A 21,247-nucleotide genomic window follows, 5' to 3' on the forward strand; every position below is an offset into this window, starting at 1 on the left:
GTATGTTCACAGCCGTCAAACAACAAATTCGGTGCGAGACGATTGGGACCGTCCTTGATTTTTACGACCAGTCGATTCGACAGCTTTCGGAAGAGGCGAGACAAGAGAAGTACGCGAAGATGAGTTCAAGCCCGTTCTCGTTCTTTCGAGGGAGCTCACACTTGTTCTACTACGACTTTGCGAAAGTACCGATCGCCTTTGACACAGGTCCTGACCATCCGACGTTCATTCAAGGAGACTTACACTTTGAAAATTTCGGTGTGTTCGAAGACGGGGCCGGCACCATCATCTATGACGTGAACGACTTTGATGAGGCGTATATCGGGTCCTATCTGTTCGATTTGTTGCGGATGGCGGTCTCTGTCGATTTGTTCGCCGCCGAGTCAGGATTCGACGGCAAGGCAGCCATTCAAGCGTTTGCTGAGTCCTATGCCAAAGCCATTGAAAAACATGCGCTTGGATGGAGTGAGCATATTCAATTCACGAAAGATAATACGTGTAAAGCGGTCAAAAAAGTCATAAAAAAAGCGGAAAAGAAGAAAGATGAATTCATGTCCGAACGGACGGAGGTACGGGACGAGGAACGTTATTTTTCGACGAGTGACGACCTGCTCCCCGTCTCTTCAGAAGTACGGGAGAAAATTGAAGCGGCATGGGGCGATTATCTGTCTTCATTGTCAGACCAACACCGACATCATGCCGATCACTACGAAATCAAAGATATCGCCATCAAACTTCAGAGCGGCACGGCTTCAATCGGTTTAGAACGCTACTATATTTTGATTGAAGGTGCCGACGAAGAACATGATGAAGATGTTATTTTAGAGATGAAGCAAGCACAGTCCGCCGTCCCGTCTCTCTTTCTTCCGACACATCCGCTGTTTGAGAACGGATTGTCGCATCAAGGCGCTCGTGTCGTCGCCGCACAACGAGCAATGGTCCACAGTCGTGACCCGTATCTCGGCTATTTGACAATCGACGATAAAGAATATTATGTGAGGCAACGTTCTCCGTATAAGCGGAAAGTGAAAGCGAAACACATGAAAGATGAGACGTCGCTCATTGAGACGTTGAAAGTGCAAGCGCAAATCACGGCGAAGATTCACGCACGGGCCGATGCGTCATCGAATGTGCTCGATTATACGGCAAGCGAACGAATCGCGGCGGCAATCGGTGACTCCCCGTCCCTGTTTATTCGACAGTTATCGAGATGGGCTGATTTTTATGCAAATCAAGTTCGTTTTGACTATGACGCCTTTTTAAATTGGGTCGAGTCAAGGAATCGTTAAAGATACTTGCGAATCGAGGATGAAATCCTTCACAATGGAAGCGTAAAGGATGTGTACGGACTATGATTACAGAACAACAAGTCATCGCCCAAATGCGTCAGGTGATGACACAGATTGAGTCGTCAACCGGCGAAGCGCAAAAGCGTCATTTGGCAAAGTTAATGGGTTTTTGTGAACTCTTGTTAGCGGAGACGTCTGAAGCAAAAAGCGTTGGGGCATCACAGTCCCCGACCGTGACAAGTGAAACGAAACCTCCGCTTGATCGTCAGATGGCCGCTTTTCTCGGGATTCCCATGGAAGAAGACGAACAACCTAAATCCGATTCATTGCTCGATTTTTGAACCACATGTGATGCACATGTGGTTTTTTTGTGGATTCATTTTCATTGACTTAAATACCATAGGGGGTATAATGGGTACAAGAAACGAAATGTAAATGGAGGCGTGAATATGTTGGACTTTCTTTTTGTGGCAGTCGTCATTGGACTTGTGTATTTCTGGTGGAGTCGTCGTAACAATGTCAAAACGGTTTCGACAGACGATTTAAAACGGAGAATCGCAGAAGAACGGAACATTCAATTGTTGGATGTGCGTGAGCCGCATGAATACCGCGGGGGACATATCAAGCAGGCGAAAAACGTACCTTTATCCGGATTCGGTAATGCTCAAGCGAAATATCCGAAAGAAAAGGAGCGTCCTGTCTATGTCATCTGTCAGAGCGGGATGCGTAGCCAACGCGCGGCAGCGATGCTGAAGAGTGCCGGATATACCGGCGTCTATTCTGTAAAAGGTGGCATGAACTTCTGGCGTGGATAATAGAGGCGACTGGACGAATCGGTTCAGTCGTTTTTTTGTCATCACGTTTTCTCTTTTGCATTTTCGGGGATTCTGCTACGGTAAGGAGAGAGTGAAAGAGAGGGGATCAATCCAATGGCAGTAATTTTATTTGATATCGATGGCACGTTAGTAGATACGACCGGACCGATGACAAAGGCGATTCATGAGGCACTCGAGGAGCTTCCTCATCTTCCGAAACCGAGTGAAGAGGCGGTCCGTTCAGGATACGGCTTGGCAGGTAACGCGTTTTGGGAGCATGTCATCCCGGAAGCGACGCTTGAAGAGATTCGTCTCATTCGCAGACTCCGTCATACGACGCTTGAGCAAACGATGGAAGGACAAAATGTCTTATTTGACGGAATTCGTGAGATGTTGGAGACACTTCACGAGCAAGGTCATACGCTGACGACAGCGAGTAACTGCGGTGTTCATTATATGAATTTGATTTTAGATACGCAACAGATTCGTCCATATATGACGGCACCCGAATGTTTAGAATCTGTTGGGGGCGAGAAGAAGGCAGACATTCTGACAGCGCACCGTGTCCGGCACGGAGAGGCGGACTATATTATGGTCGGTGATCGTAAATCGGATGTCGAAGCGGCTCGCGCTCATGACTTCCCCGTCGTCTTGACAGGATTCGGGTTCGGTAACGAAGAAGAGTGGGCACTTGCAGATCACGTGATTCAATCTCCACACGATTTAGTTGAGTGGGTCAACCGATAAGAAAAGGCTTGTCGCATATCAATGTCGACAAGCCTTTTTGTATACCTATACTCACAATCCGAGAGAGATGTATTTTACTTCTAAAAATTCCTCAATACCGTGATGACCGCCTTCACGACCGAGTCCGCTCTCTTTCCAACCACCGAAAGGCGCTTGCGGCGTTGACGGAAGTCCGTCATTCACACCGACAATCCCATACTCTAACGATTCAGCTAAATAGATCGCTTCATTGATGTCTTGCGTGAACAGGTAAGCGGCTAAGCCAAATGGCGTGTTGTTCGCCCGTTTGATGACTTCATCGAGTGAATCGAACGTCGCAATCGGTGCGACAGGTCCGAACGTCTCTTCGTTCATACAGAGCATGTCTTCATTCGCATAACGGATGACGGCAGGACGGATGAATAAGCCGTCTAGCACCTCGCCACCGTACACTTCACCGCCACGAATCTGTGCGTCCTCAATATGCTTTTCGACTTTACTGAGCGCATCGTCATCGATGAGCGGACCGATGTCGACACCTTCCTCTAGTCCGTTGCCGACTTTCAACGCTTCGACCTCTTTAATGAAACGCTCCGAGAATTCATCGACGACGGCGCGTTCGACATAGATTCGGTTCGCGCAGACGCACGTCTGTCCACCGTTTCGGAACTTTGTGGCGACCGCTTGCGGAACAGCCTTATCTAAATCCGCTTTGGCCGTGACGATGAGCGGGGCATGTCCACCGAGTTCGAGTGAAATCTTTTTCATCGTGTCCGCAGCGTCACGCATGAGCATTTTTCCGACTTCCGTTGATCCTGTGAACGTCAATTTTCGGACCCGTTTATCTTGTTGCCACGCTTTGACGATATCTGACGCTTGTCCAGTGACGAGGTTGATGACCCCTTTTGGGAATCCGGCCTTCTCCGCTAATTTGACCAATTCGATGGCGGTCAACGGGGTTGCCGATGCTGGTTTCATGACGACCGTACAGCCTGCAGCGAGCGCTGGAGCGACTTTCCGTGTGATCATGGCAGCTGGGAAGTTCCAAGGTGTGATGGCTGCGATGACGCCGACCGGTTGTTTGATGGCAAAGATCCGTTTCTGGTTTGATGAAGCAGGAATCGTCTCTCCGTACACGCGTCGTCCTTCTGCCGCATACCAGTCGATGAATCCATTTGCATAGTTGATTTCACCGATTGCTTCCTTGAGCGGTTTCCCTTGTTCCTCGACCATCGTTCGGGCAAGCTCTTCTGTATGTTCTGCAATCAAACGATGCCACTCATTGAGTAGCTCCCCTCGTTCTTCTGCTGTTTTTTGTTGCCATTCTTGTAACGCCTCATGTGCAGCATCGACGGCTTGTGTCGCTTCTTGTGTATCACTTTTTGTCACGACGGCCATCACATTGCCTGTAGCCGGATTGCGTACCTCGATCGTTTGTCCCGTTTCTGTCCATTCCCCATTAATGAAATTTTTCTCTTCTCGCATCTTGATTTCCCCTTTCCAAAAAGTGCACAGTTAATTAGAGGATACCCGTTTTTCTGAAACGCACACAAATTTCCAAAAAATGAGGGGATACTATGTGGATCATCATCATAGGCTATTTAGTCGGAAGTCTGCTCGGGGGCAGACTGTATGGGGTGCTAAGTGGACATGATTTAGCGACAACTGGTTCGAAGAATACCGGTGCACGCAATGCACATCGCATCGGTGGAGTGAAGGCGTTTCTCATCGTCTATGGATTCGACGTGCTCAAGACGATTCTCGTCCTACAGATGAGCGGACCGTATTTTTGGGAGACGGCGTTCGCACTCACGCTCGGGCATATTTATCCATTTTGGCGAATCCATACGGGTGGGAAGGGATATGCCGTTTTTTCTGGAATCATATGGGCATATGACCCGTGGTGGTTTATTGGGGGTCTTGTTATCTTGTTACTCTTAATCAAATTAACAGGGAACTCTCGCAAGACGGGATTAGTCATGCTTACGTTATTACCGTTGGCAGCTTTCGGAAGTCTCGAAGATGTCATCTGGGCCATACTCATCGCTATCGTGATTACGTATCATCATGTGAAGGAGGAAAGAACATGATTGTGTATCGAAAAGCCGAAATATCAGATTTTGAAGCGATACATCGGTTAAATTACGAAACATTCGTTGAAGAGATTCCACAACATCCACCAAATCCGGAAAGGCGACTTGTCGACCGATTTCACGAAGAAAATACATATTGGATCGGGGAAGCGGATGGTGAAGTGATTGCCATGTGTGCGTTACGTGGCAAACGGCCATTTTCATTGGAACAAAAGGGTGTGCGCATTCCTGAAGGGGATTGGATCGAGATTCGTCTGCTCGCTGTGACTAAACCCTATCGGCGCAATCGGACGTTCGCTGGATTGATGCGCGCGGTCATCGACGATGCGACAGAGCGTGATGTTGATGGCATCGTCATCAGTGGAACGACACGTGAACAAGTGCTCTATCGTCGATTTGGGTTTGTCCCATTTGCGGATCCAATCGGTCCTGAGGAAGCACGATATGTGCCGATGGTGTTAACGCGTTCGGCTTTTTATGAATCCAAATCAGCGTCGATTCTACGCCCGAAAAGTTTACTAGCAGGACCCGTTGAATGTTCGGACCGCGTGAGAGAACGACTCTCCATGCAGCCGCGCCCACATCGTTCAAATGAGACGGGACGAGTGCTTGAAGCGGTGCAACAAAAACTGGCGGAACGAATCGGACTCCCGCATGTCTATACGCTTCTTGGAAGTGGGACGGTCGCCAATGATGCGGTCGCGGCTCGATTGGACGGACACGGGCTCATATTCAATGCGGGTGAATTTGGAGAACGTTTGATTGACCATGCCCGGCGTGTCGGTCTGTCTTTTGACGTGGTCTCAGTGGACCAAGAGGGGCAGTGGGATATTTCTCAACTCGAGCGCATTGCACCAGACTGGGTATGGACGGTTCATTGCGAAACATCGTTAGGGATTTTCATCAATCTCGACCCGCTCCATACATGGCAAGGCATTATCGCCATTGATGCGATCAGTGCCGTCGGAACGCTCGTTTATGACTATTCATTTGCGGACTACGTGACCTTCTCTTCAGGAAAGGCGTTACGGAACGCCCCGGGTCTCGCGTTCGTCGCAATGAAGCATCCGGCGATTGCGACACCACATACAGCGCGCTATTTGGATTTATCGCTCTATCAGCCGATTGCCTTCACACAATCGGAACCACTTCTTGCAGCGATGGCGATCGCGCTGGATGAGTTGACAGAAGAAGAAGTCGTTTCGCATTCTGTGAAGATGAATACGTTGCTTAATGCCTTACAAGAGAACGGTTTGACGGTCGATGTGTGTCCTGCTCAGTCACCTGGCATCATCACGATTCGAGTACCGTGCGAGCTGTCCTCGGTCGAGCTCGGGCGCCAACTGTCGTATCAAGGCTATCTCGTTCAGTATGAGAGTAACTATTTGAAACGGGCGAACGTCATTCAAGTATCGACCATGGGTTGGACGACACCTCGCATGATGCGTGACGTCGGTGCTTATATCGCACAATGGATTCGACAAAAAACCGCCACTTCTGAAAGTGACGGTTCGCTTATACTCGAAAGTCTTGGCGTGCCAAATGACGAATCTTTCGTCCGAGGCGTCTCCAATTGAAATAAGCTAAAACGGAGACGACGCCACCTGACCAAAAGAGCCATTCATCCGGTCGGATATAACCGAGTAGCCCGACGAGCAGGCCGAGCAAGATGACGATGGCATTGAACGTCTGGCGGTGCAAGAGTTCCTTGGATTCTAGGGTTCGTTGGAACATGGCTTGCTCCGACAGGCGTTTTCGTGTCGGTTCTTTTAAGTAATTATCGAGAAGCGGAGGAACGTTTAACAGTTTCTTCGCATAGTTGATTCCGGTCTTCACGTAACGATTTTGAAGCGTTGTCCCGTCCTCCTCGAGCCATTCGATGACAATCGGTTTCCCGAGTGTGAACAGGTCGATTTTTGGGTCGAGAATTTGCAGGATCCCGAGTAAGGTCGAAGCGGCACGACCGAAGAAGGCAAATTCCGCCGGGAGCTGAATCGGTTCGTTTTTGACGAGCAATTGAATGTCCTGTAACACCTTCTCAATCAACTTCGTATCGACGGTGTCGATGTCTGTTTCTAAGTAGAAGGTGACCGCCTTCTCTAGCGCTTGGCGAATATTTTGTTTGTTCGCCGTCGGTAAGAGGAATCGCAAGTCTTCTAATCCATCGACGATGCTATCATAGTCGAGCGAGATGAACGCCTGTAAGATATTCCGAATCGTGGCCATGTCTTGTGCCGTCGTCTGTCCGACCATACCAAAATCGAGGAGGATGATGGTTCCGTCTGCCCGAATCTGGACGTTTCCGGGGTGTGGATCGGCATGGAACTGTCCACCAAACAGTAGCTGTTCAGCAGCGAGTGTGAAGAGTCGTTCAGCAAGTGCGGAACGGTCGATTCCATTTTCCTTTAAAAAGGCGAGGTCGGTGATCCGGCGTGCGTCGACCCAGTCCATCGTCAAGACGCGGTTCGTACAGAGATGTTCGTGATAGTCCGGGATATAAATGTCTCGGTTGTCGGCGTATTTGGCTTTAAAATACAGGGCGTTTTTTAATTCAGTTTGGAAATTTAGTTCATCCCCGATGACAAAAATCATTTGGCGATATAAGCTATCTAAGTCGGTTGATTTAGCGAGGGATGTCCGCTTTAACATCGACGTGACAATCCGCATCGCACGGAAGTCGGTCCGGATGATTTTTTCGATATTCGGACGCTGGATTTTAATGGCGACCCGTTTGCCGTTTTCGAGCAGCGTGGCACCATATACTTCCCCGATGGAAGCCGAGGCGACGGCATCGATGCCGACGTCTTTGACGACTTGGGTATATGGGACGCCCCATTCTGCCTCTAGAATCGCGCGCGACTTCTCCCAACCAGACGTCGGGACACGGTCGACGAGCTCTGACAGCTCGTTCAAGACGGCGGGTGGTAGCAAGTCTGCACGAATTGATAAGAATTGTCCGAGTTTGATTAACAAGCCCTCGAGTCGTAGCGCGTTACGCTTATACTCACGCGCGAGCTTGAGCATGAGTGCTTCATATTCTTCTGTCGTGGCGACGCCTTGTTGTTGTTTGCGTGAAAAGGCGTACAGCCGAATGATGAATCGGGCGAACATGGTGACGATAATCAATATGCGGAACAAAGCGATACGTTTCATTGTAATACCGACATCCTTTACGACAGTCGCACGACTGACCTGAATTTTTGTAACTATACTTTACCATACAATGCGTTGAAGAAAGGGCCAGGGATGTTCATGGAATGGGAATTGCTCAACGTCGTCGGAACGATTGCGTTCGCGGCGAGCGGAGCCATCATTGCGATGGATGAAAAATACGATATTTTTGGGGTTTGGTTACTGGCGTTTATCACTGCCTTCGGAGGCGGCGCGATCCGAAACGTCCTATTAGGAAACCCCGTCAGCTTAATTTGGCAACAGAATGATTTATTTATTTTATGTTTTCTTGTCGCACTCCTCATCTTCCTGCTCCCGAGTGTCGTATTGCCACATTGGGAACGCTGGGGTGTCATTGTCGACGCCATTGGTCTCGTCGCGTTTGCCTTTCAAGGGGCGCAGGTCGCCATCAAGCTTGATTTACCTTTATCTGCTGCGATTGCGGCGGCTGTCTTGACTGGCGTCGGCGGAGGTGTGGTCCGCGACTTACTAGCCGGACGAAAACCGCTCGTCTTACAATCTGAAGTGTATGCGATTTGGGCGATTCTCATTGCGGTCATCACGTATTACTTCAAGCTCGAAGGCGGCCTTGCCGTCTATGCATTATTAATTGTCGTCGCGACACTTCGAGTGATATCCTACTATCGGAAGTGGAATTTACCAGCACGTAAAGTCAGATAAGGGGGAACGGAAATGAAAATCTTATTAATGATTGGTGCCGGATTGATGGCACTCGGTGTGGCACTTGGTGCATTCGGCGCCCATGCGCTAAAAGAGAGATTGGCGCCAAACATGTTGGCAAACTGGCAGACAGGTGTGCTCTACCATATGGTGCACGCGCTTGGAATCATTGGGATTGCAGCGCTCCTCATGCGCGTGAGCATCAGCCAGTTCAACGTGGCCGGTTGGCTCATGTTTGCGGGGATCGTCTTCTTCTCAGGAAGCTTGTACGTCATGGCATTGACGGGAATTACAAAACTCGGAGCCGTGACACCGATTGGCGGCGTGTTATTCATCGCTGCCTGGATCTTTGTCATCGTCGGTGCGATGAAACTATAACTTGAGAATCCATTTATTCGATATCCATGCCTTTGCTCATGTTCACATGCAGCGACGGCATGGATTTTTTTGATGAGTCACCCCATTAATTGGAAAAGGGATATACAGCCCTATTCGCTTATTATTTTAAAATAAGGTAAAACGTTCTCTATTTACATAAAACATTACAGAAAGATGTCAAATCGAACAGTCTGAAAAGGTATTGGTAAATAATAAGTTCTATGCATTCATTGTCCGAACCTTTGTTCTTGCGTAATAAAATTGAAATATAACTTTAACAGGAAAATATCTATCAGTTAGATATAATTAGTCGTGTTGAAACTCAACCAAATGATCGTTTTTGTTACATACTGAAACGGCTTTAAATATGTAGTGTAGTAGGTACTCACGTTTGTCATTTAAGAAAGGATGTACCCCATTCATGAATTGGAAACGCACAGTCTCGACGTTGACGCTCGGTGTGATGCTCATCAGCACACATACAGTTGCGGATGCATCGACTTCGATTAAAGAGAAACAAGAACAACAACAAAAAGTAAAAGAAAAGCGCGACAGTGTGAAAAAAGACCAGTCAGAAACATCTTCAAAAATTGAAGGAAACAAGGAAGAGATTTCAAAAGTTCAGGCTGAGGTCAACAAAATGGACGCACAATTGCAAGACATCATCAATGATGTCGCCATGAAACGCCAAGAAATCAAGCGCACCGAGATGAAGATCGAGGATCTTGAAGCCGACATTAAAGATTACCAAGAAAAAATGAAGGCGCAAGAAGCGATGATGAAAGAGCGTATGGCCACGATGCAAAAGAACGGTGGCGGTTCAATCAACTGGGCTGAGTTCATCTTCGGTTCAAAAAATCTCTCTGATCTCGTGACACGTATGATCACAGCTGGAACGATTCAGCGTAGTGACCAAGAGTTGTTCGATGACTATGAAGCGACACAGCGTTCGTTGAAAGAAGCGCAGGCTGACTTGAAAGCAGAGCGTGCTTCACTTCTTGAACAACAAAAAGCACTCGAAGTGCGTCAAGCCGAGCTTGAGAAGAAAATGAAGCAACGTGAAAAACGCATCAAAGAGCTTGAAGAGAAGAACATCAAGTTCGAATCGCAAATCTTTGACCTTCAAGAGATTGAAGCAACATTAGTCGCTCAAGAACAGGCAATCGCGGCTGAAATCGAAGCGCAGCGTCGGGAAGAAGAGGAAGCCCGTCGTCGTGCGGAAGAAGCAGCTCGTCAAGAGGCGGCACGTAAGGCGGAAGAAGCCCGCCAAGCAGAAGCTGCACGTCAAGCTGAGGCTGCCCGTCAGGCAGAGGCAGAACGAGAAGCGGAAGCAGCTCGTCAAGCTGCTCAACAAAAGCAAGACAATAAATCGAATACCCCGTCTTCGTCGTCTTCAAACAACACGGCGGCATCAACGCCAGCTCCAAAACCGGCACCGGCTCCAACGCCAGCTCCGAAACCAGAGCCAAAACCGGCGCCGACGACATCGACGCCAGCTCCGTCTAGTTCGATGTTCATTCAACCGGCTTCAGGACGCTACTCACAAGGATGGGGTCCGGCGAGCGGTGCGTTTGGTTACACGTTCCATAACGGTGTAGACATCGCTGGTCCAACAGGGACACCGATTCGCGCATCTGCGACAGGTACGGTCATTCGTGCAGGTTGGGGTGGCGCATACGGGAACCACGTCATGATCGCACACGTGATCAACGGTCAAGTTTGGACCACGGTCTATGCGCATATGAACTCGGTATCTGTCAGCTCTGGACAGCGTGTGACGCAAGGGTCGAACATCGGGACACTTGGAAACACAGGGAACTCTTCAGGTCCGCACTTGCACTTTGAGATTCATAAAGGCGGCTACTCATACTCGGCAACGAGCGCAGGTAGCACGGTCAACCCGCGTCAGTTCTTCTGATGCATCAACCAGAAAACTCCTTTCGATTGCGAAAGGAGTTTTTGTGCGTAAAAAATCCCTCCGCGATTGCGAAGGGATACTCGTTAGTTGGCTTGCTCGATGTCGCTTGAACGATTTTGGTTTTTACGCATTTGTTCACGCACGTAATAGATAATCGTCAACCCAATCAACCAAGGTACGCCAAACTTCAACAAGATGTTGAAATCCGTGAACCATGTCGTGATCATCAGGCTGAGCAGTAAGACCGCCCCGAGCAATGGGAGGAATGGATACCCCATCATGCGGACAGGGAGTTTTCGTCCGGTCCATTTTTTACGGAAGAACAAGTGGGAGACGAAGACCATGAACCAAGTGAAAATAGCTCCGAACATCGAAATTCCCATCAAGAATGGATACGATGACTCCATGAATACTTGTAGCAAAGCGGCGAGGACGATCCCGCCCGTTGAAACGAGTAGCGCGAACATCGGGATCCCATTTTTGCTGATTTTTTTGAACGCTTTCGGTGCATCGCCGGCTTCCGCAAGCGAGTACATCATACGTGTCGACGCGTAAAGCTGCGCGTTCATCGCAGACAAGGCGGCGATCAAAATCACAAAGTTGAGGATGCCTGCCGCGAACGGGACATCAAACTGTTCCATGACGAGCACGAACGGACTTTGGTCGATCCCGGCTTGCTGCCATGGGATCAGCATGAGCATGATCGCGAGCGTGACGACATAGAAGAACGTCAAGCGGAACACGGTCGCGCGTAAAGCGCGTGGTACAGCCTGGTCCGGGTCTTTCGCTTCTCCCGCTGTCACAGCGACAAGTTCGGTTCCAAGGAAACTGAAGAGGGAGATGAAAATCGTCACCCACATTCCGTAAAAACCGAACGCGAAGAAGCCTTCGTTTCCTGTCGTGATTGACTCAATCGGTGATTCTGGTTCGCCGAACAATGTGGCGGCACCGAGGACGATGAATAAGATGATGGCAGTTACTTTGATGAAGGATAACCAGTATTCGGTCGTTCCGAACGTGTGAACGTGACGGGCGTTGACGTAAATGAGTAGTCCACCGAAGAGGGCGACCCAAACGAACCCGTTCACATCTGGGAACCAGTAGCGCATGTAGATGGCGATGGCACTGACTTCAACTCCTACAGCCAGTACGTTCGCGACCCAGTAAGAGTAACGGACGAGAAAACCGGCGAGTGGATGAACGTATCGCTCGGCAATCGTTCCGAATGATCCGGATGTTGGATGGGCGACCGTCATTTCGGCGAGAGCACCCATGAGTAAGAGGACGATGAACGCCCCGATGGCATAGCTGACGAGCACGCTCGGGCCAGCGGTTTGAATCGCGAGACCGCTTCCGAGGAACAGCCCGGTTCCGATGGCGCTCCCGAGGGAAATCATCGTAAGTTGCCGGGTGGACAGCTCGCGCTTTAGTTTATTTGTTTCCAAAATCGATTCTCCTTTAGCTGAGTGAAATGTTGTTGTGGACGACTATAGCAGACGAAAAAAAACAATGTCAATTCGAAAAATCGATGAAGGTTTCTCATTTTTGGATGCACATATAGAGGCAAAGTTTTTATAATTTTTTTATTTGACATGGATTCATCTGCCCTGTATAGTACGAATTAACTTAACTGAAACGAATAAAGGCGTCGACGAAGAGAAGTAACGACGAATCCTGTATGACAGAGAGCTGATGGTTGGTGCGAATCAGTATATGGGACGTCGCGAATGGACTTCTGAGCTCTAAACCGAACTTTGAGTAGGCTTTAGCGGGTTACCCACCGTTATCACGGGGAAGCGGATGATTGTCCGTGAAGTGGGTTCTTTGGAACCAACGAAGGTGGCACCACGGGGTTACTCGTCCTTCTTATAGCGCAGGCTATGAGGAGACGGGTGACCCCTTTTTCGTTTCAATAATATAAATCGAGGATTGAGAAGAGTAGAGCGAGAAGACGTTTCGTCCAGAGAGTCAGGGATGGTGAGATCCTGACCGAGGCGTCCGCGTGAATGGGCTCATGAGAGCATGGCTGAAGAGAGTAGGTCGTGACGGTTTCCCCCGTTATCGGGATACGATGTGATTGCATCGGAGAGTGGATTCTTTGGAATCAACGAGAGGTGGCACCGCGGTATTGAACCGTCCTCCATACGACGACTGTCGTATGGAGTTTTTTTATACACATTTTTAGAGGGGGAACAGACGATGATTCAACAATTGGAGACAAACGCATTATCAACAGCAGATATGAAAGTGGCGGCAAGCGAGATGTTCCAAGCGGATGAAGCGCAAATCGAACGAGTACTGCTGGCGATGAAAGAGCGTGGTGAGACAGCAGAAGAGATGGCAGGTCTCGCGGCATACATCCGTGAAGTGGCACAGTTCCCTCAAAGCGATTTACCCGTACTCGATGTTTGTGGTACCGGCGGCGACGGGGCGCATACGTTCAACATCAGTTCGACCGTCGCCTTTGTATTGGCGGGTCTTGGCATTCCAGTCGCCAAGCACGGAAATCGAAGCGTCTCGAGTCGATCCGGGAGCGCGGACGTCTTAGAGGCACTGAACGTTCCGATCGTGAAGACGGCAGCGGAAGTACATGCTGACTTGAAACGGACGAACTTGAGTTTCCTCTTCGCCCAGCATGTCCATCCGATCATGAAGCACGTCATGCCGGTCCGGAAACGACTCGCGACGGCGACCATCTTCAACCAAATCGGACCGTTAACGAACCCGCTTCGCCCGAAACGACAACTTGTCGGTGTCTATCATCCATCGTTACTCGAGAAGATGGCGACCGCGATGCGTCATCTCGGCGTGGAGCGAGGTATGGTCGTCCATGGAGCAGGTGGACTCGATGAAGCGAGCCTCGCCGGTGTGAACGACGTGTACTTCTTTGATGAGGAACAGACGGCGCGTTATGCGGTCGACCCACGAGATGTCGGCTTGATGCGGGCGCCCCTCGAAGCGCTTCGTGGAGGAACATCAGAAGAGAACGCCGCAACCCTCGTCGCCGTATTGAACGGAGAGACGGGGCCGGCACGCGACGTCGTCTTATTGAACGCAGCACTTGCCCTTTGCACGTATGGCACAACCGCGACACTTCGTGCAGGAGTAAAAGAGGCAAAACGTAGTATCGATGAAGGACACGCCTTACGGGTATTACAAAACTTACAACGGACGGAGGTCGAAGCATGAGTTATTTAACAAAAATCATCGGAACGAAAATGGAAGAGGTTAGCGGCATGCAGCCCATCGATGTCCCCGTGACGAAACCAATCTCTCTACTACATGTGATGAGCGAGGGATTCCATATCATTTCAGAGATCAAACGGTCGTCCCCCTCGAAAGGAATGATTCGGGAAACGGTCGACGTCGCCAAACGGGCGCGTCAATACGAACAAGCCGGTGCGACGATGATTTCCGTTTTGACAGACACGACATACTTCAACGGTTCGTTTGACGACTTGCGAAAAGTCGCCGATGTCGTCACCATCCCGGTGCTCTGCAAAGATTTCATCATCGATGAACGACAACTGGACTATGCGAAGCATTACGGAGCGAGTGTGGCACTTCTTATCGTGGCGGCACTCCATCCGACACGTCTTCAGGAGTTGACGCGATATGCGCGCTCCATCGGTCTCGACGTCTTAGTGGAAGTACATGATGAGGCGGAGTTGCGCATCGCCCTCGAACTTGATGACGTGTTGATCGGCATCAATAACAGAGACTTAAAAACGTTCGAGGTATCCCTCGAAACATCGATTGATTTGATGAAACGCTATCCTGAGGTCACATTCGTCAGCGAGAGCGGGGTCAGTTCGGTCGAGGCGGCTGCGCGTTTACAAGAAGCTGGAGCAAGCGCCATTCTCGTCGGGGAAGCACTCATGCGTGAAGAGGACCCGACCCGATTACTCGAGGAGTTGAAAACATGTTCGTTAAAATCTGTGGACTAAAAACAAAGGAAGCTGTTGAGGCGGCGGTCGAGGCGGGAGCGGATGCCATCGGGTTTGTCTTCGCCCCGAGTTCCCGTCAAATCGACGTGGCGACTGCGAAGACACTGGCCGCACACATCCCGGAATCGGTTCGAATCGTTGGTGTGTTTTTAAGTCCTTCAATGGAAGAGATTGAGGAAACGTTGAATGTAGGACTGACGGATTTACAAATTCACCATCGGACGCAGTCAATGGAACAACTCCGTATCTTCGGATTGCCCATCATCGATGCGTCGACCGAGGAAACGGCAGATGTACGATTGATGGATCATCCGAATCCGGGAAGTGGACAGGTGTTAGACTGGGGCGCAATCGACCGGCCGCAGCGTCCGTTTTGGCTAGCGGGCGGGCTATCCCCGGAGAATGTGAGACAAGCGATTCAACTCATCCAACCAGACGGCGTCGACGTCTCGAGCGGTGTCGAGACGGACGGTGTGAAAGATATCGAAAAAATTTGTGCGTTCATTCAACGCGCCAAGGAGGAACTATGATGTATGCACAACCAGTGAACGGGAAGTTTGGACAATATGGTGGGAAGTACATTCCAGAGACGCTCATGCAGGCGGTCGAAGAATTAGAGGTCGCTTATGAAGAGGCGAAGCAAGATCCTGAGTTTCAAGAACGATTCTCTTCCTTATTACGTGAATACGTGGGACGTGAGACACCACTTTATTATGCGTCGAACCTAAGTCGTCGCCTCGGGACGAACGTCTATTTGAAACGTGAAGACTTGAACCATACCGGTGCCCATAAGATCAACAATACGATCGGGCAGGCGCTCCTGGCGAAACGGATGGGGAAACAGAAAATCGTTGCCGAGACAGGCGCGGGACAACACGGTGTCGCGACGGCAACAGTATGCGCACTACTCGATTTAGAATGTACCATCTTCATGGGTGAGGTCGACGTCGAGCGACAAGCGTTGAACGTGTTTCGGATGGAACTTCTTGGGGCGAAAGTCGTCCCTGTCAAATCAGGAAGTCGCACCTTAAAGGATGCCGTCAATGAAGCGCTCCGTTACTGGGTCAAACATGTCGACGATACGCACTATGTGATGGGTTCCGTTCTCGGACCGCATCCATTTCCGCAGATGGTACGTGATTTCCAAAGCGTGATCGGAACAGAGACACGTCGTCAAATCCTCGAACAGACGGGACGCCTTCCGGATGCCGTCGTCGCTTGTGTCGGCGGAGGGAGCAACGCCATGGGGATGTTCTATCCGTTTTTAAACGATGAGTCGGTCGCGCTCTACGGTGTCGAGGCGGCTGGAAGTGGCATCGATACGGATAAACACGCAGCGACCCTCACAAAAGGGGAAGTCGGTGTCTTACATGGGTCGCTCATGTATGTTCTGCAAGACGCAGCGGGTCAAATCGAGGAAGCCCATTCCATTTCAGCTGGACTCGATTATCCAGGGGTAGGACCAGAGCACAGTTTCTTGAAAGACATTGAGCGGGTGCGCTATGCAGCCGTCACGGATGACGAGGCACTCGACGCGTGTCTCGCACTCAGCCGACAAGAAGGAATCATTCCTGCCTTAGAGTCTTCACACGCCCTTGCTTACGCAGAGACGCTCGCGAAGACGATGGGAGAAAACGATACACTGGTGATTTGTTTATCAGGGCGCGGAGACAAAGACGTCCATACAATCCGAGAGAAGGTGGCGACACGATGAAACTAGAGACAGCGATTCGACAGCGAGAAGGAGCGGCGTTCGTTCCGTATATCATGGCCGGTGACGGCGGGATAGAACGGCTCATCCCGACCATCGTCGAACTAGAGCGGATGGGTGCGACGGCGATTGAACTCGGGATCCCCTTCTCTGATCCGGTAGCGGATGGCCCAATCATTGAGGCGGCAGGAATGCGCGCGCTTGAAGCAGGTGTGACGCTTGAAATGATATTGAACCATTTAATAGAAGGAAATAATCAATTTAACGTTCCAATCGTCTTGATGACCTACTTGAATCCAGTGTTTCGGTTCGGGGTCCAACCGTTCTTTGATCGGGCGAACGAATGTGGGGTGAGCGGGGTCATTATTCCTGACCTTCCGTTTGAGGAGAGTCTCCAGTTATTCGCAGATATTAATCGGCATGACGTCGCCGTCATTCCGCTCGTCACGTTGACGAGTAGCGAAGCGCGTACGGCATCCATCTTAGAGAAAGCGGAAGGATTCGTGTATGCGGTCACGCTCAAAGGAACGACCGGGAAAGCGGATGTATTCCCGGACGAGTTACTCGCCTACTTAACGCGATTGACAGAGCAGTCACGTGTTCCCGTCTTAGCAGGATTCGGAGTCCATCGTCCGGAGCAAGTGCAGACGTTAGGACAGGCGTGTGACGGTGTCGTCGTCGGGAGCTTCATCGTCGAGGCACTTCATGAAGGACGGACAGAAGATGTTGAGACGTTGATTCAATCAACAAAACACTTGCACGTATAAGAAAACCGGCGCTTCAAATGAGGCGCCGGTTATTCGTTTACTCATAATTCCACTCGGTCTAGCCCATCTTCACCAAATGTTTGGTCGAGTTGATCATGACGATACATCGAGGCAAGCACGTATAAGAGGTCACCTTCTTCGATGACTGTCTGACCGTTCGGTGGAATCAAGTACTCGTTTCGGACGATGGCGTTCACGACAGTGTTTGGTGGGAGCGTGATGTCCGCCAATGTCTTTCCAATCATAGAGGAGCTTGATGTGACCACATAAGGTACGAGCTTATGTTGAGACTGTTTGCTTGAGACGAGGGCGATTGTGTATGGGGAACGGATCTTATCCGGACCGAGCAACCCTAACTTCTCGGCAAGTGGCGTCAACGTCGTCCCTTGGATCAGGGCGCTCGTCACGACGACGAAAAAGACGGCATTGAATAACAGTTGGCTATTTTCGGTACCGGCAATAAGCGGGAATGTCGCAAGGACAATCGGTACGGCGCCTTTTAGACCAGCCCATGAGATGAACAACTTTTCTTTTCTCGTAAATGCCATGCCTAGTGTCGATAAATAGACGGCGATCGGACGTGCCAGGAACATGAGGACGAATGAGATGAGTAGTCCTTTCCAAATCAAGTCCGGTTCGATGAGTTGACGAGGGAAGACAAGCAATCCAAGGATGACGAACATGATGATTTGCATGATCCACGCAAGTGCTTCTGAGAATTGGACGATTGTCACTTCATGCGCCGTGTCCGCATTTCCGACAATCATGGCGGCGATATAGACGGCGAGTAATCCGCTTCCCAATAAGTAAGCTGTGACACCATAAGTGAGGAACGCCATGGAAATCATAAGGACGGCATGTAATCCGCTCGAATCAAGTCTCAAATAATTCAACATGAGACGAGACAGTTGTCCAAGGATGAAGCCGATCAATGCCCCGACGACGATTTGAAGGACGAACATCCATACCCCATCCCAAATGGTCGTATCCGGCTTCATCATAAAGTCGAGGGCGAGAATCGTCAAAAACATCGCCATCGGGTCGTTCGTGCCGGACTCGGCTTCGAGAGTCGCACCGACTTTCGGTGAGATGTTCTTTCCTTTAAATGCGGCAAAGACGGCCGCTGCATCGGTCGAACCGATAATCGCACCGAACAAGAAAGATTCAATCCAATCGAAACCAAATACGAAACGAACGGCCACGGCGACTACTGTTGTAGTAATCAATACCCCAAGCGTCGCCAGCGAGGCAGAAGGGGCGAGGACGCTCCGGATTGATGACCATTTCGTTTGAAGACCCCCTTCAAACAAAATGACAATCAAGGCAGCGACTCCGATCAGCTGCGCTAAATTCGAGTCGTCAAAGAAGATGAGACCAGTAATGTCACTTCCCATGATCATGCCGATTCCCATAAATAAAATCAAGGCGGGCAAGCCGAATCGAGTCGAGATTCGTGTCGCCATGACACCGGCTACGAGAAGTAGACCGAAGAGTAAAATGAGTACATCAGTACTTATAACAGGTACGGGCAAACACAACACTTCCTTTCTGAAACAATACTCTTAAGTTCATTATACCATGAAATCGTCTGATATTTCAGAATTGAGGATTAGGAGAACTGTACACATTGGAATTATCGGTTATGAATGTGGTAGAGTAAACACACCATAGAAGGAGGAATGATGATGTCTAAAATTCACGTCATTCATGAAAACGAAGAATGGACGAACCACCTTGTCTACCGTTTAGAAGAATTGAACTTGCCGTATGAATTGTGGCACTTGGACCAAGGGACGATTGATCTCGAAGCAATGCCCCCGGAAGGTGTCTTTTATAATCGGATGAGTGCCTCCTCGCACACACGTGGGCATCGGTACGCACCAGAATTGACGGAAGGCGTCCTCGCTTGGTTAGAGGCAAACGACCGGACCGTGTTCAACGGCACACGTGCCATCCGCCTCGAAATGAGTAAAGTCAATCAATACACGGCGCTTCGACGTGAAGGGATTCGCGTGCCGAAGACGATTGCGGCAGTCGGTAAGGCGCAAATCATCGAAGCGGCTGAGCGGTTAGGTTTGACACCGTTCATCACGAAACATAACCGTGCAGGGAAAGGACTCGGGGTCCAATTATTCCATACGATCGAAGGACTCAAAGAATATGTATATGGTCCCTCGTTCGAGGACTCGGTTGACGGCATCACGCTCATTCAACAGTATATCGAATCCCCAGAACCGTATATTACCCGCTGCGAATTCATCGGTGGGAAGTTCTTTTATGCGGTCCGTGTCGACACGTCGGAAGGATTCGAGCTCTGTCCGGCAGATGCCTGCTCGATTGAAGACCAGTTCTGTCCGGTCGGGGAGACGCCACCGGCGAAGTTTGAAATCGTCGAAGGATTCGATGACCCGATCATTCAAAAGCTCGAACAGTTCTTGAAAGCGAATGCGATCGATATTGCGGGGATTGAGATCATTCGAGACCGAGACGGCAATGTCTACGCCTATGACGTCAATACGAACACGAACTACAATTCCGATGCTGAAGCGAAAGCGGGACGCTACGGAATGCTTGAATTGGCTACTTTCTTAGGCGACGCACTTCACGTCACTACGACAAAATAAGGGTCAGGCGCTCGCCTGACCCTTTTGCTGTGTATGTTTGAGTTGCTCTTCAAATCGATGTTGGACTAATTCTGCTGTCGGTGCCATTCGTTCGATGAACGAATCTAAACGTTCCGCAGTGTCGCGATCGGTTTCTTTAAACACGCGCATCGTTGTTCACCTCGTTAATTAAGATTACTTGCTTACATTATCCTTAATTCCCGAGGTGTTATACGCGTAAACCTTTTACACGCTAAAGAATGTGCTCAAATTTTCTTTCGGTAAGATGTTCCCAACGTAGAAGTCGCCGAACTCACCGTATTTCGCACTCACTTCATCAAAACGCATCTCGTAAACGATTTTCTTGAACTGAAGTGAATCTTCAGCGAAGAGCGTGACGCCCCATTCCCATGCGTCGAATCCAGTCGACCCACCGATGAACTGCTGAATCTTACCAGCGTAACTACGGCCGATCATGCTGTGGCGATACATGAGGTCCTTACGTTCATCCATCGACAACATGTACCAGTTGTCACCGTCGCGACGAGCCTTGCTCATCGGATAGAAACAGATGTGTGCGGCCTTTGGAAGTGTCGGATAGAGGCGTGAACGGATATGAGGGTTTTGATACGGGTCCCCGTCTCCAGATCCGCGATACATCCCGAGCTCGATGACCGACACGTATGAATACGACGGAATCATATAGTCGTATAGCGCTGTTTTGCGGAATGCGCGCTCGACGTCTTCAAGTTCGTTGAATGTTGGACGAAGAACCATCAAGACGAGGTCCGCCTTCTGGCCGAGAATCGAGTAGAAGGCGTGGCTTCCTTCACCTTTTGCTTCCACTTCTTCAAGTGAGGCGAGGAACGCAGTGAACTCCTCAATCATCTGTTCACGCTTTTCAGCATCGACGAGTTTCAAACGAGCCCAATCAATCGTGCGGAAATCATGAAGTGTATACCATCCGTCTAATGTGGCGGCGGCATGTTGTGTATCTGTTGTAGGTACTGGACGTTCTGACATAAAAAAATCTCCTTTCGGGACTTGGCTTCGCCGTCTATTTTACCATACACGCTTCACTGACTGGCAACTTTGAGGCACTGTGAGGGTTATCACGATTCATGACGGGTAAAGAACAGAGGACAGAA

The 21,247-nt window shown here is 49.9% G+C and carries 21 protein-coding genes and 2 other annotated features; of the genes, 15 read left to right on the forward strand and 6 right to left on the reverse strand.

Annotated elements, in window-relative coordinates; all coding sequences use genetic code 11:
• Nucleotides 1-2: 2 nt before the first annotated feature.
• From KNO68_RS11690 to KNO68_RS11705, 4 genes are all read left to right on the forward strand, one after another.
• On the forward strand, nt 3-1,289 hold the full coding sequence (locus tag KNO68_RS11690; RefSeq protein ID WP_214687636.1) for a DUF2252 domain-containing protein: 1,287 nt from the start codon (nt 3-5) through the stop codon (nt 1,287-1,289).
• 62 nt (nt 1,290-1,351) lie between these two features.
• Nucleotides 1,352-1,630: a DUF5327 family protein gene (locus KNO68_RS11695; protein WP_078147766.1), complete on the forward strand. Its 279-nt coding sequence runs from the start codon at nt 1,352-1,354 to the stop codon at nt 1,628-1,630.
• Between the two features lie 108 nt (nt 1,631-1,738).
• Nucleotides 1,739-2,104 carry a rhodanese-like domain-containing protein gene (locus tag KNO68_RS11700; protein ID WP_215112525.1) on the forward strand — a complete coding sequence of 122 codons (366 nt, stop codon included), beginning with the start codon at nt 1,739-1,741 and terminating at the stop codon, nt 2,102-2,104.
• A gap of 114 nt (nt 2,105-2,218) precedes the next feature.
• On the forward strand, nt 2,219-2,851 hold the full coding sequence (locus KNO68_RS11705; RefSeq protein WP_031422042.1) for an HAD family hydrolase: 633 nt from the start codon (nt 2,219-2,221) through the stop codon (nt 2,849-2,851).
• 51 nt (nt 2,852-2,902) lie between these two features.
• On the opposite strand, the gene KNO68_RS11710 is transcribed toward KNO68_RS11705, so the two are convergent.
• Nucleotides 2,903-4,315, reverse strand: a complete 1,413-nt coding sequence (locus KNO68_RS11710; protein WP_214685298.1) for an NAD-dependent succinate-semialdehyde dehydrogenase — start codon at nt 4,313-4,315, stop codon at nt 2,903-2,905.
• A gap of 92 nt (nt 4,316-4,407) precedes the next feature.
• Here KNO68_RS11710 and KNO68_RS11715 point away from each other — a divergent pair, with 92 nt between their 5' ends.
• Together KNO68_RS11715 and KNO68_RS11720 are read left to right on the forward strand one after the other, a co-directional pair.
• Complete coding sequence (locus KNO68_RS11715) at nt 4,408-4,920, forward strand: glycerol-3-phosphate acyltransferase (protein WP_215112526.1); 513 nt, start codon at nt 4,408-4,410, stop codon at nt 4,918-4,920.
• A complete protein-coding gene (locus tag KNO68_RS11720; protein ID WP_215112527.1) occupies nt 4,917-6,500 on the forward strand; it encodes a GNAT family N-acetyltransferase in 1,584 nt (527 codons plus the stop codon). Before KNO68_RS11715 ends, KNO68_RS11720 begins: the two co-directional genes overlap by 4 nt.
• Here KNO68_RS11720 and KNO68_RS11725 read toward each other — a convergent pair.
• Nucleotides 6,439-8,076 carry an ABC1 kinase family protein gene (locus KNO68_RS11725; RefSeq protein ID WP_215112528.1) on the reverse strand — a complete coding sequence of 546 codons (1,638 nt, stop codon included), beginning with the start codon at nt 8,074-8,076 and terminating at the stop codon, nt 6,439-6,441. The genes KNO68_RS11720 and KNO68_RS11725 overlap by 62 nt on opposite strands.
• Before the next feature lie 93 nt (nt 8,077-8,169).
• On the opposite strand from KNO68_RS11725, the gene KNO68_RS11730 reads away from it, so the two are divergent.
• The 3 genes from KNO68_RS11730 (at nt 8,170) to KNO68_RS11740 (ending at nt 11,071) form a co-directional block, all read left to right on the forward strand.
• Nucleotides 8,170-8,775: a trimeric intracellular cation channel family protein gene (locus KNO68_RS11730; protein ID WP_012727503.1), complete on the forward strand. Its 606-nt coding sequence runs from the start codon at nt 8,170-8,172 to the stop codon at nt 8,773-8,775.
• A gap of 12 nt (nt 8,776-8,787) precedes the next feature.
• Nucleotides 8,788-9,153 carry a DUF423 domain-containing protein gene (locus KNO68_RS11735; RefSeq protein ID WP_074035530.1) on the forward strand — a complete coding sequence of 122 codons (366 nt, stop codon included), beginning with the start codon at nt 8,788-8,790 and terminating at the stop codon, nt 9,151-9,153.
• 421 nt (nt 9,154-9,574) lie between these two features.
• Nucleotides 9,575-11,071 (forward strand): murein hydrolase activator EnvC family protein, encoded by a 1,497-nt coding sequence (locus KNO68_RS11740; RefSeq protein WP_214815340.1) that lies wholly within the window; start codon nt 9,575-9,577, stop codon nt 11,069-11,071.
• A gap of 83 nt (nt 11,072-11,154) precedes the next feature.
• On the opposite strand, the gene KNO68_RS11745 is transcribed toward KNO68_RS11740, so the two are convergent.
• Entirely contained in the window at nt 11,155-12,516 is a 1,362-nt protein-coding gene (locus KNO68_RS11745; RefSeq protein WP_215112529.1) for an amino acid permease, read from the reverse strand.
• A gap of 194 nt (nt 12,517-12,710) precedes the next feature.
• Nucleotides 12,711-12,939: a binding site (T-box leader), on the forward strand.
• Nucleotides 12,940-12,987: 48 nt separating this feature from the next.
• Nucleotides 12,988-13,215 (forward strand) — a binding site (T-box leader).
• Between the two features lie 55 nt (nt 13,216-13,270).
• On the opposite strand from KNO68_RS11745, the gene trpD reads away from it, so the two are divergent.
• From trpD to trpA, 5 genes are read left to right on the forward strand one after another with little or no spacing between them, the layout of a single operon-like run.
• The gene (trpD, locus tag KNO68_RS11750; RefSeq protein WP_215112530.1) at nt 13,271-14,260 is read left to right on the forward strand and encodes an anthranilate phosphoribosyltransferase; all 990 of its coding nucleotides are present in this window, start codon (nt 13,271-13,273) and stop codon (nt 14,258-14,260) included.
• Nucleotides 14,257-15,018 (forward strand): indole-3-glycerol phosphate synthase TrpC, encoded by a 762-nt coding sequence (trpC, locus tag KNO68_RS11755; protein WP_215112531.1) that lies wholly within the window; start codon nt 14,257-14,259, stop codon nt 15,016-15,018. Before trpD ends, trpC begins: the two co-directional genes overlap by 4 nt.
• Nucleotides 14,994-15,548 (forward strand): phosphoribosylanthranilate isomerase, encoded by a 555-nt coding sequence (locus KNO68_RS11760; RefSeq protein ID WP_214685314.1) that lies wholly within the window; start codon nt 14,994-14,996, stop codon nt 15,546-15,548. The genes trpC and KNO68_RS11760 overlap by 25 nt, the downstream gene beginning before the upstream one ends.
• Complete coding sequence (trpB, locus tag KNO68_RS11765; RefSeq protein ID WP_215112532.1) at nt 15,545-16,732, forward strand: tryptophan synthase subunit beta; 1,188 nt, start codon at nt 15,545-15,547, stop codon at nt 16,730-16,732. Before KNO68_RS11760 ends, trpB begins: the two co-directional genes overlap by 4 nt.
• Complete coding sequence (gene trpA / locus KNO68_RS11770; protein WP_215112533.1) at nt 16,729-17,496, forward strand: tryptophan synthase subunit alpha; 768 nt, start codon at nt 16,729-16,731, stop codon at nt 17,494-17,496. The genes trpB and trpA overlap by 4 nt, the downstream gene beginning before the upstream one ends.
• A 41-nt stretch (nt 17,497-17,537) precedes the next feature.
• Here trpA and KNO68_RS11775 read toward each other — a convergent pair whose 3' ends face one another.
• Entirely contained in the window at nt 17,538-19,028 is a 1,491-nt protein-coding gene (locus KNO68_RS11775) for a potassium/proton antiporter (protein WP_211782161.1), read from the reverse strand.
• A gap of 153 nt (nt 19,029-19,181) precedes the next feature.
• On the opposite strand from KNO68_RS11775, the gene KNO68_RS11780 reads away from it, so the two are divergent.
• A complete protein-coding gene (locus KNO68_RS11780; RefSeq protein ID WP_215112534.1) occupies nt 19,182-20,120 on the forward strand; it encodes an ATP-grasp domain-containing protein in 939 nt (312 codons plus the stop codon).
• 3 nt (nt 20,121-20,123) lie between these two features.
• On the opposite strand, the gene KNO68_RS11785 is transcribed toward KNO68_RS11780, so the two are convergent.
• Complete coding sequence (locus KNO68_RS11785; protein WP_012727492.1) at nt 20,124-20,270, reverse strand: hypothetical protein; 147 nt, start codon at nt 20,268-20,270, stop codon at nt 20,124-20,126.
• 75 nt (nt 20,271-20,345) lie between these two features.
• Nucleotides 20,346-21,122, reverse strand: coding sequence for a hydrogen peroxide-dependent heme synthase (gene hemQ / locus KNO68_RS11790; RefSeq protein ID WP_078147751.1), 777 nt, complete (start codon nt 21,120-21,122; stop codon nt 20,346-20,348).
• Nucleotides 21,123-21,247 lie beyond the last annotated feature (125 nt).

The organism is Exiguobacterium sp. s75 (genome assembly GCF_018617145.1).
Lineage (GTDB): Bacteria > Bacillota > Bacilli > Exiguobacteriales > Exiguobacteriaceae > Exiguobacterium > Exiguobacterium profundum.

Coding starts and splice junctions, on each gene's coding strand:
- KNO68_RS11690 (WP_214687636.1), top strand. CDS start 3: ATGTTCACAGCCGTCAAACAACAAATTCGGTGCGAGACGATTGGGACC.
- KNO68_RS11695 (WP_078147766.1), top strand. CDS start 1,352: ATGATTACAGAACAACAAGTCATCGCCCAAATGCGTCAGGTGATGACA.
- KNO68_RS11700 (WP_215112525.1), top strand. CDS start 1,739: ATGTTGGACTTTCTTTTTGTGGCAGTCGTCATTGGACTTGTGTATTTC.
- KNO68_RS11705 (WP_031422042.1), top strand. CDS start 2,219: ATGGCAGTAATTTTATTTGATATCGATGGCACGTTAGTAGATACGACC.
- KNO68_RS11710 (WP_214685298.1), bottom strand. CDS start 4,315: ATGCGAGAAGAGAAAAATTTCATTAATGGGGAATGGACAGAAACGGGA.
- KNO68_RS11715 (WP_215112526.1), top strand. CDS start 4,408: ATGTGGATCATCATCATAGGCTATTTAGTCGGAAGTCTGCTCGGGGGC.
- KNO68_RS11720 (WP_215112527.1), top strand. CDS start 4,917: ATGATTGTGTATCGAAAAGCCGAAATATCAGATTTTGAAGCGATACAT.
- KNO68_RS11725 (WP_215112528.1), bottom strand. CDS start 8,076: ATGAAACGTATCGCTTTGTTCCGCATATTGATTATCGTCACCATGTTC.
- KNO68_RS11730 (WP_012727503.1), top strand. CDS start 8,170: ATGTTCATGGAATGGGAATTGCTCAACGTCGTCGGAACGATTGCGTTC.
- KNO68_RS11735 (WP_074035530.1), top strand. CDS start 8,788: ATGAAAATCTTATTAATGATTGGTGCCGGATTGATGGCACTCGGTGTG.
- KNO68_RS11740 (WP_214815340.1), top strand. CDS start 9,575: ATGAATTGGAAACGCACAGTCTCGACGTTGACGCTCGGTGTGATGCTC.
- trpD (WP_215112530.1), top strand. CDS start 13,271: ATGATTCAACAATTGGAGACAAACGCATTATCAACAGCAGATATGAAA.
- trpC (WP_215112531.1), top strand. CDS start 14,257: ATGAGTTATTTAACAAAAATCATCGGAACGAAAATGGAAGAGGTTAGC.
- KNO68_RS11760 (WP_214685314.1), top strand. CDS start 14,994: ATGTTCGTTAAAATCTGTGGACTAAAAACAAAGGAAGCTGTTGAGGCG.
- trpB (WP_215112532.1), top strand. CDS start 15,545: ATGATGTATGCACAACCAGTGAACGGGAAGTTTGGACAATATGGTGGG.
- trpA (WP_215112533.1), top strand. CDS start 16,729: ATGAAACTAGAGACAGCGATTCGACAGCGAGAAGGAGCGGCGTTCGTT.
- KNO68_RS11780 (WP_215112534.1), top strand. CDS start 19,182: ATGTCTAAAATTCACGTCATTCATGAAAACGAAGAATGGACGAACCAC.
- KNO68_RS11785 (WP_012727492.1), bottom strand. CDS start 20,270: ATGCGCGTGTTTAAAGAAACCGATCGCGACACTGCGGAACGTTTAGAT.
- hemQ (WP_078147751.1), bottom strand. CDS start 21,122: ATGTCAGAACGTCCAGTACCTACAACAGATACACAACATGCCGCCGCC.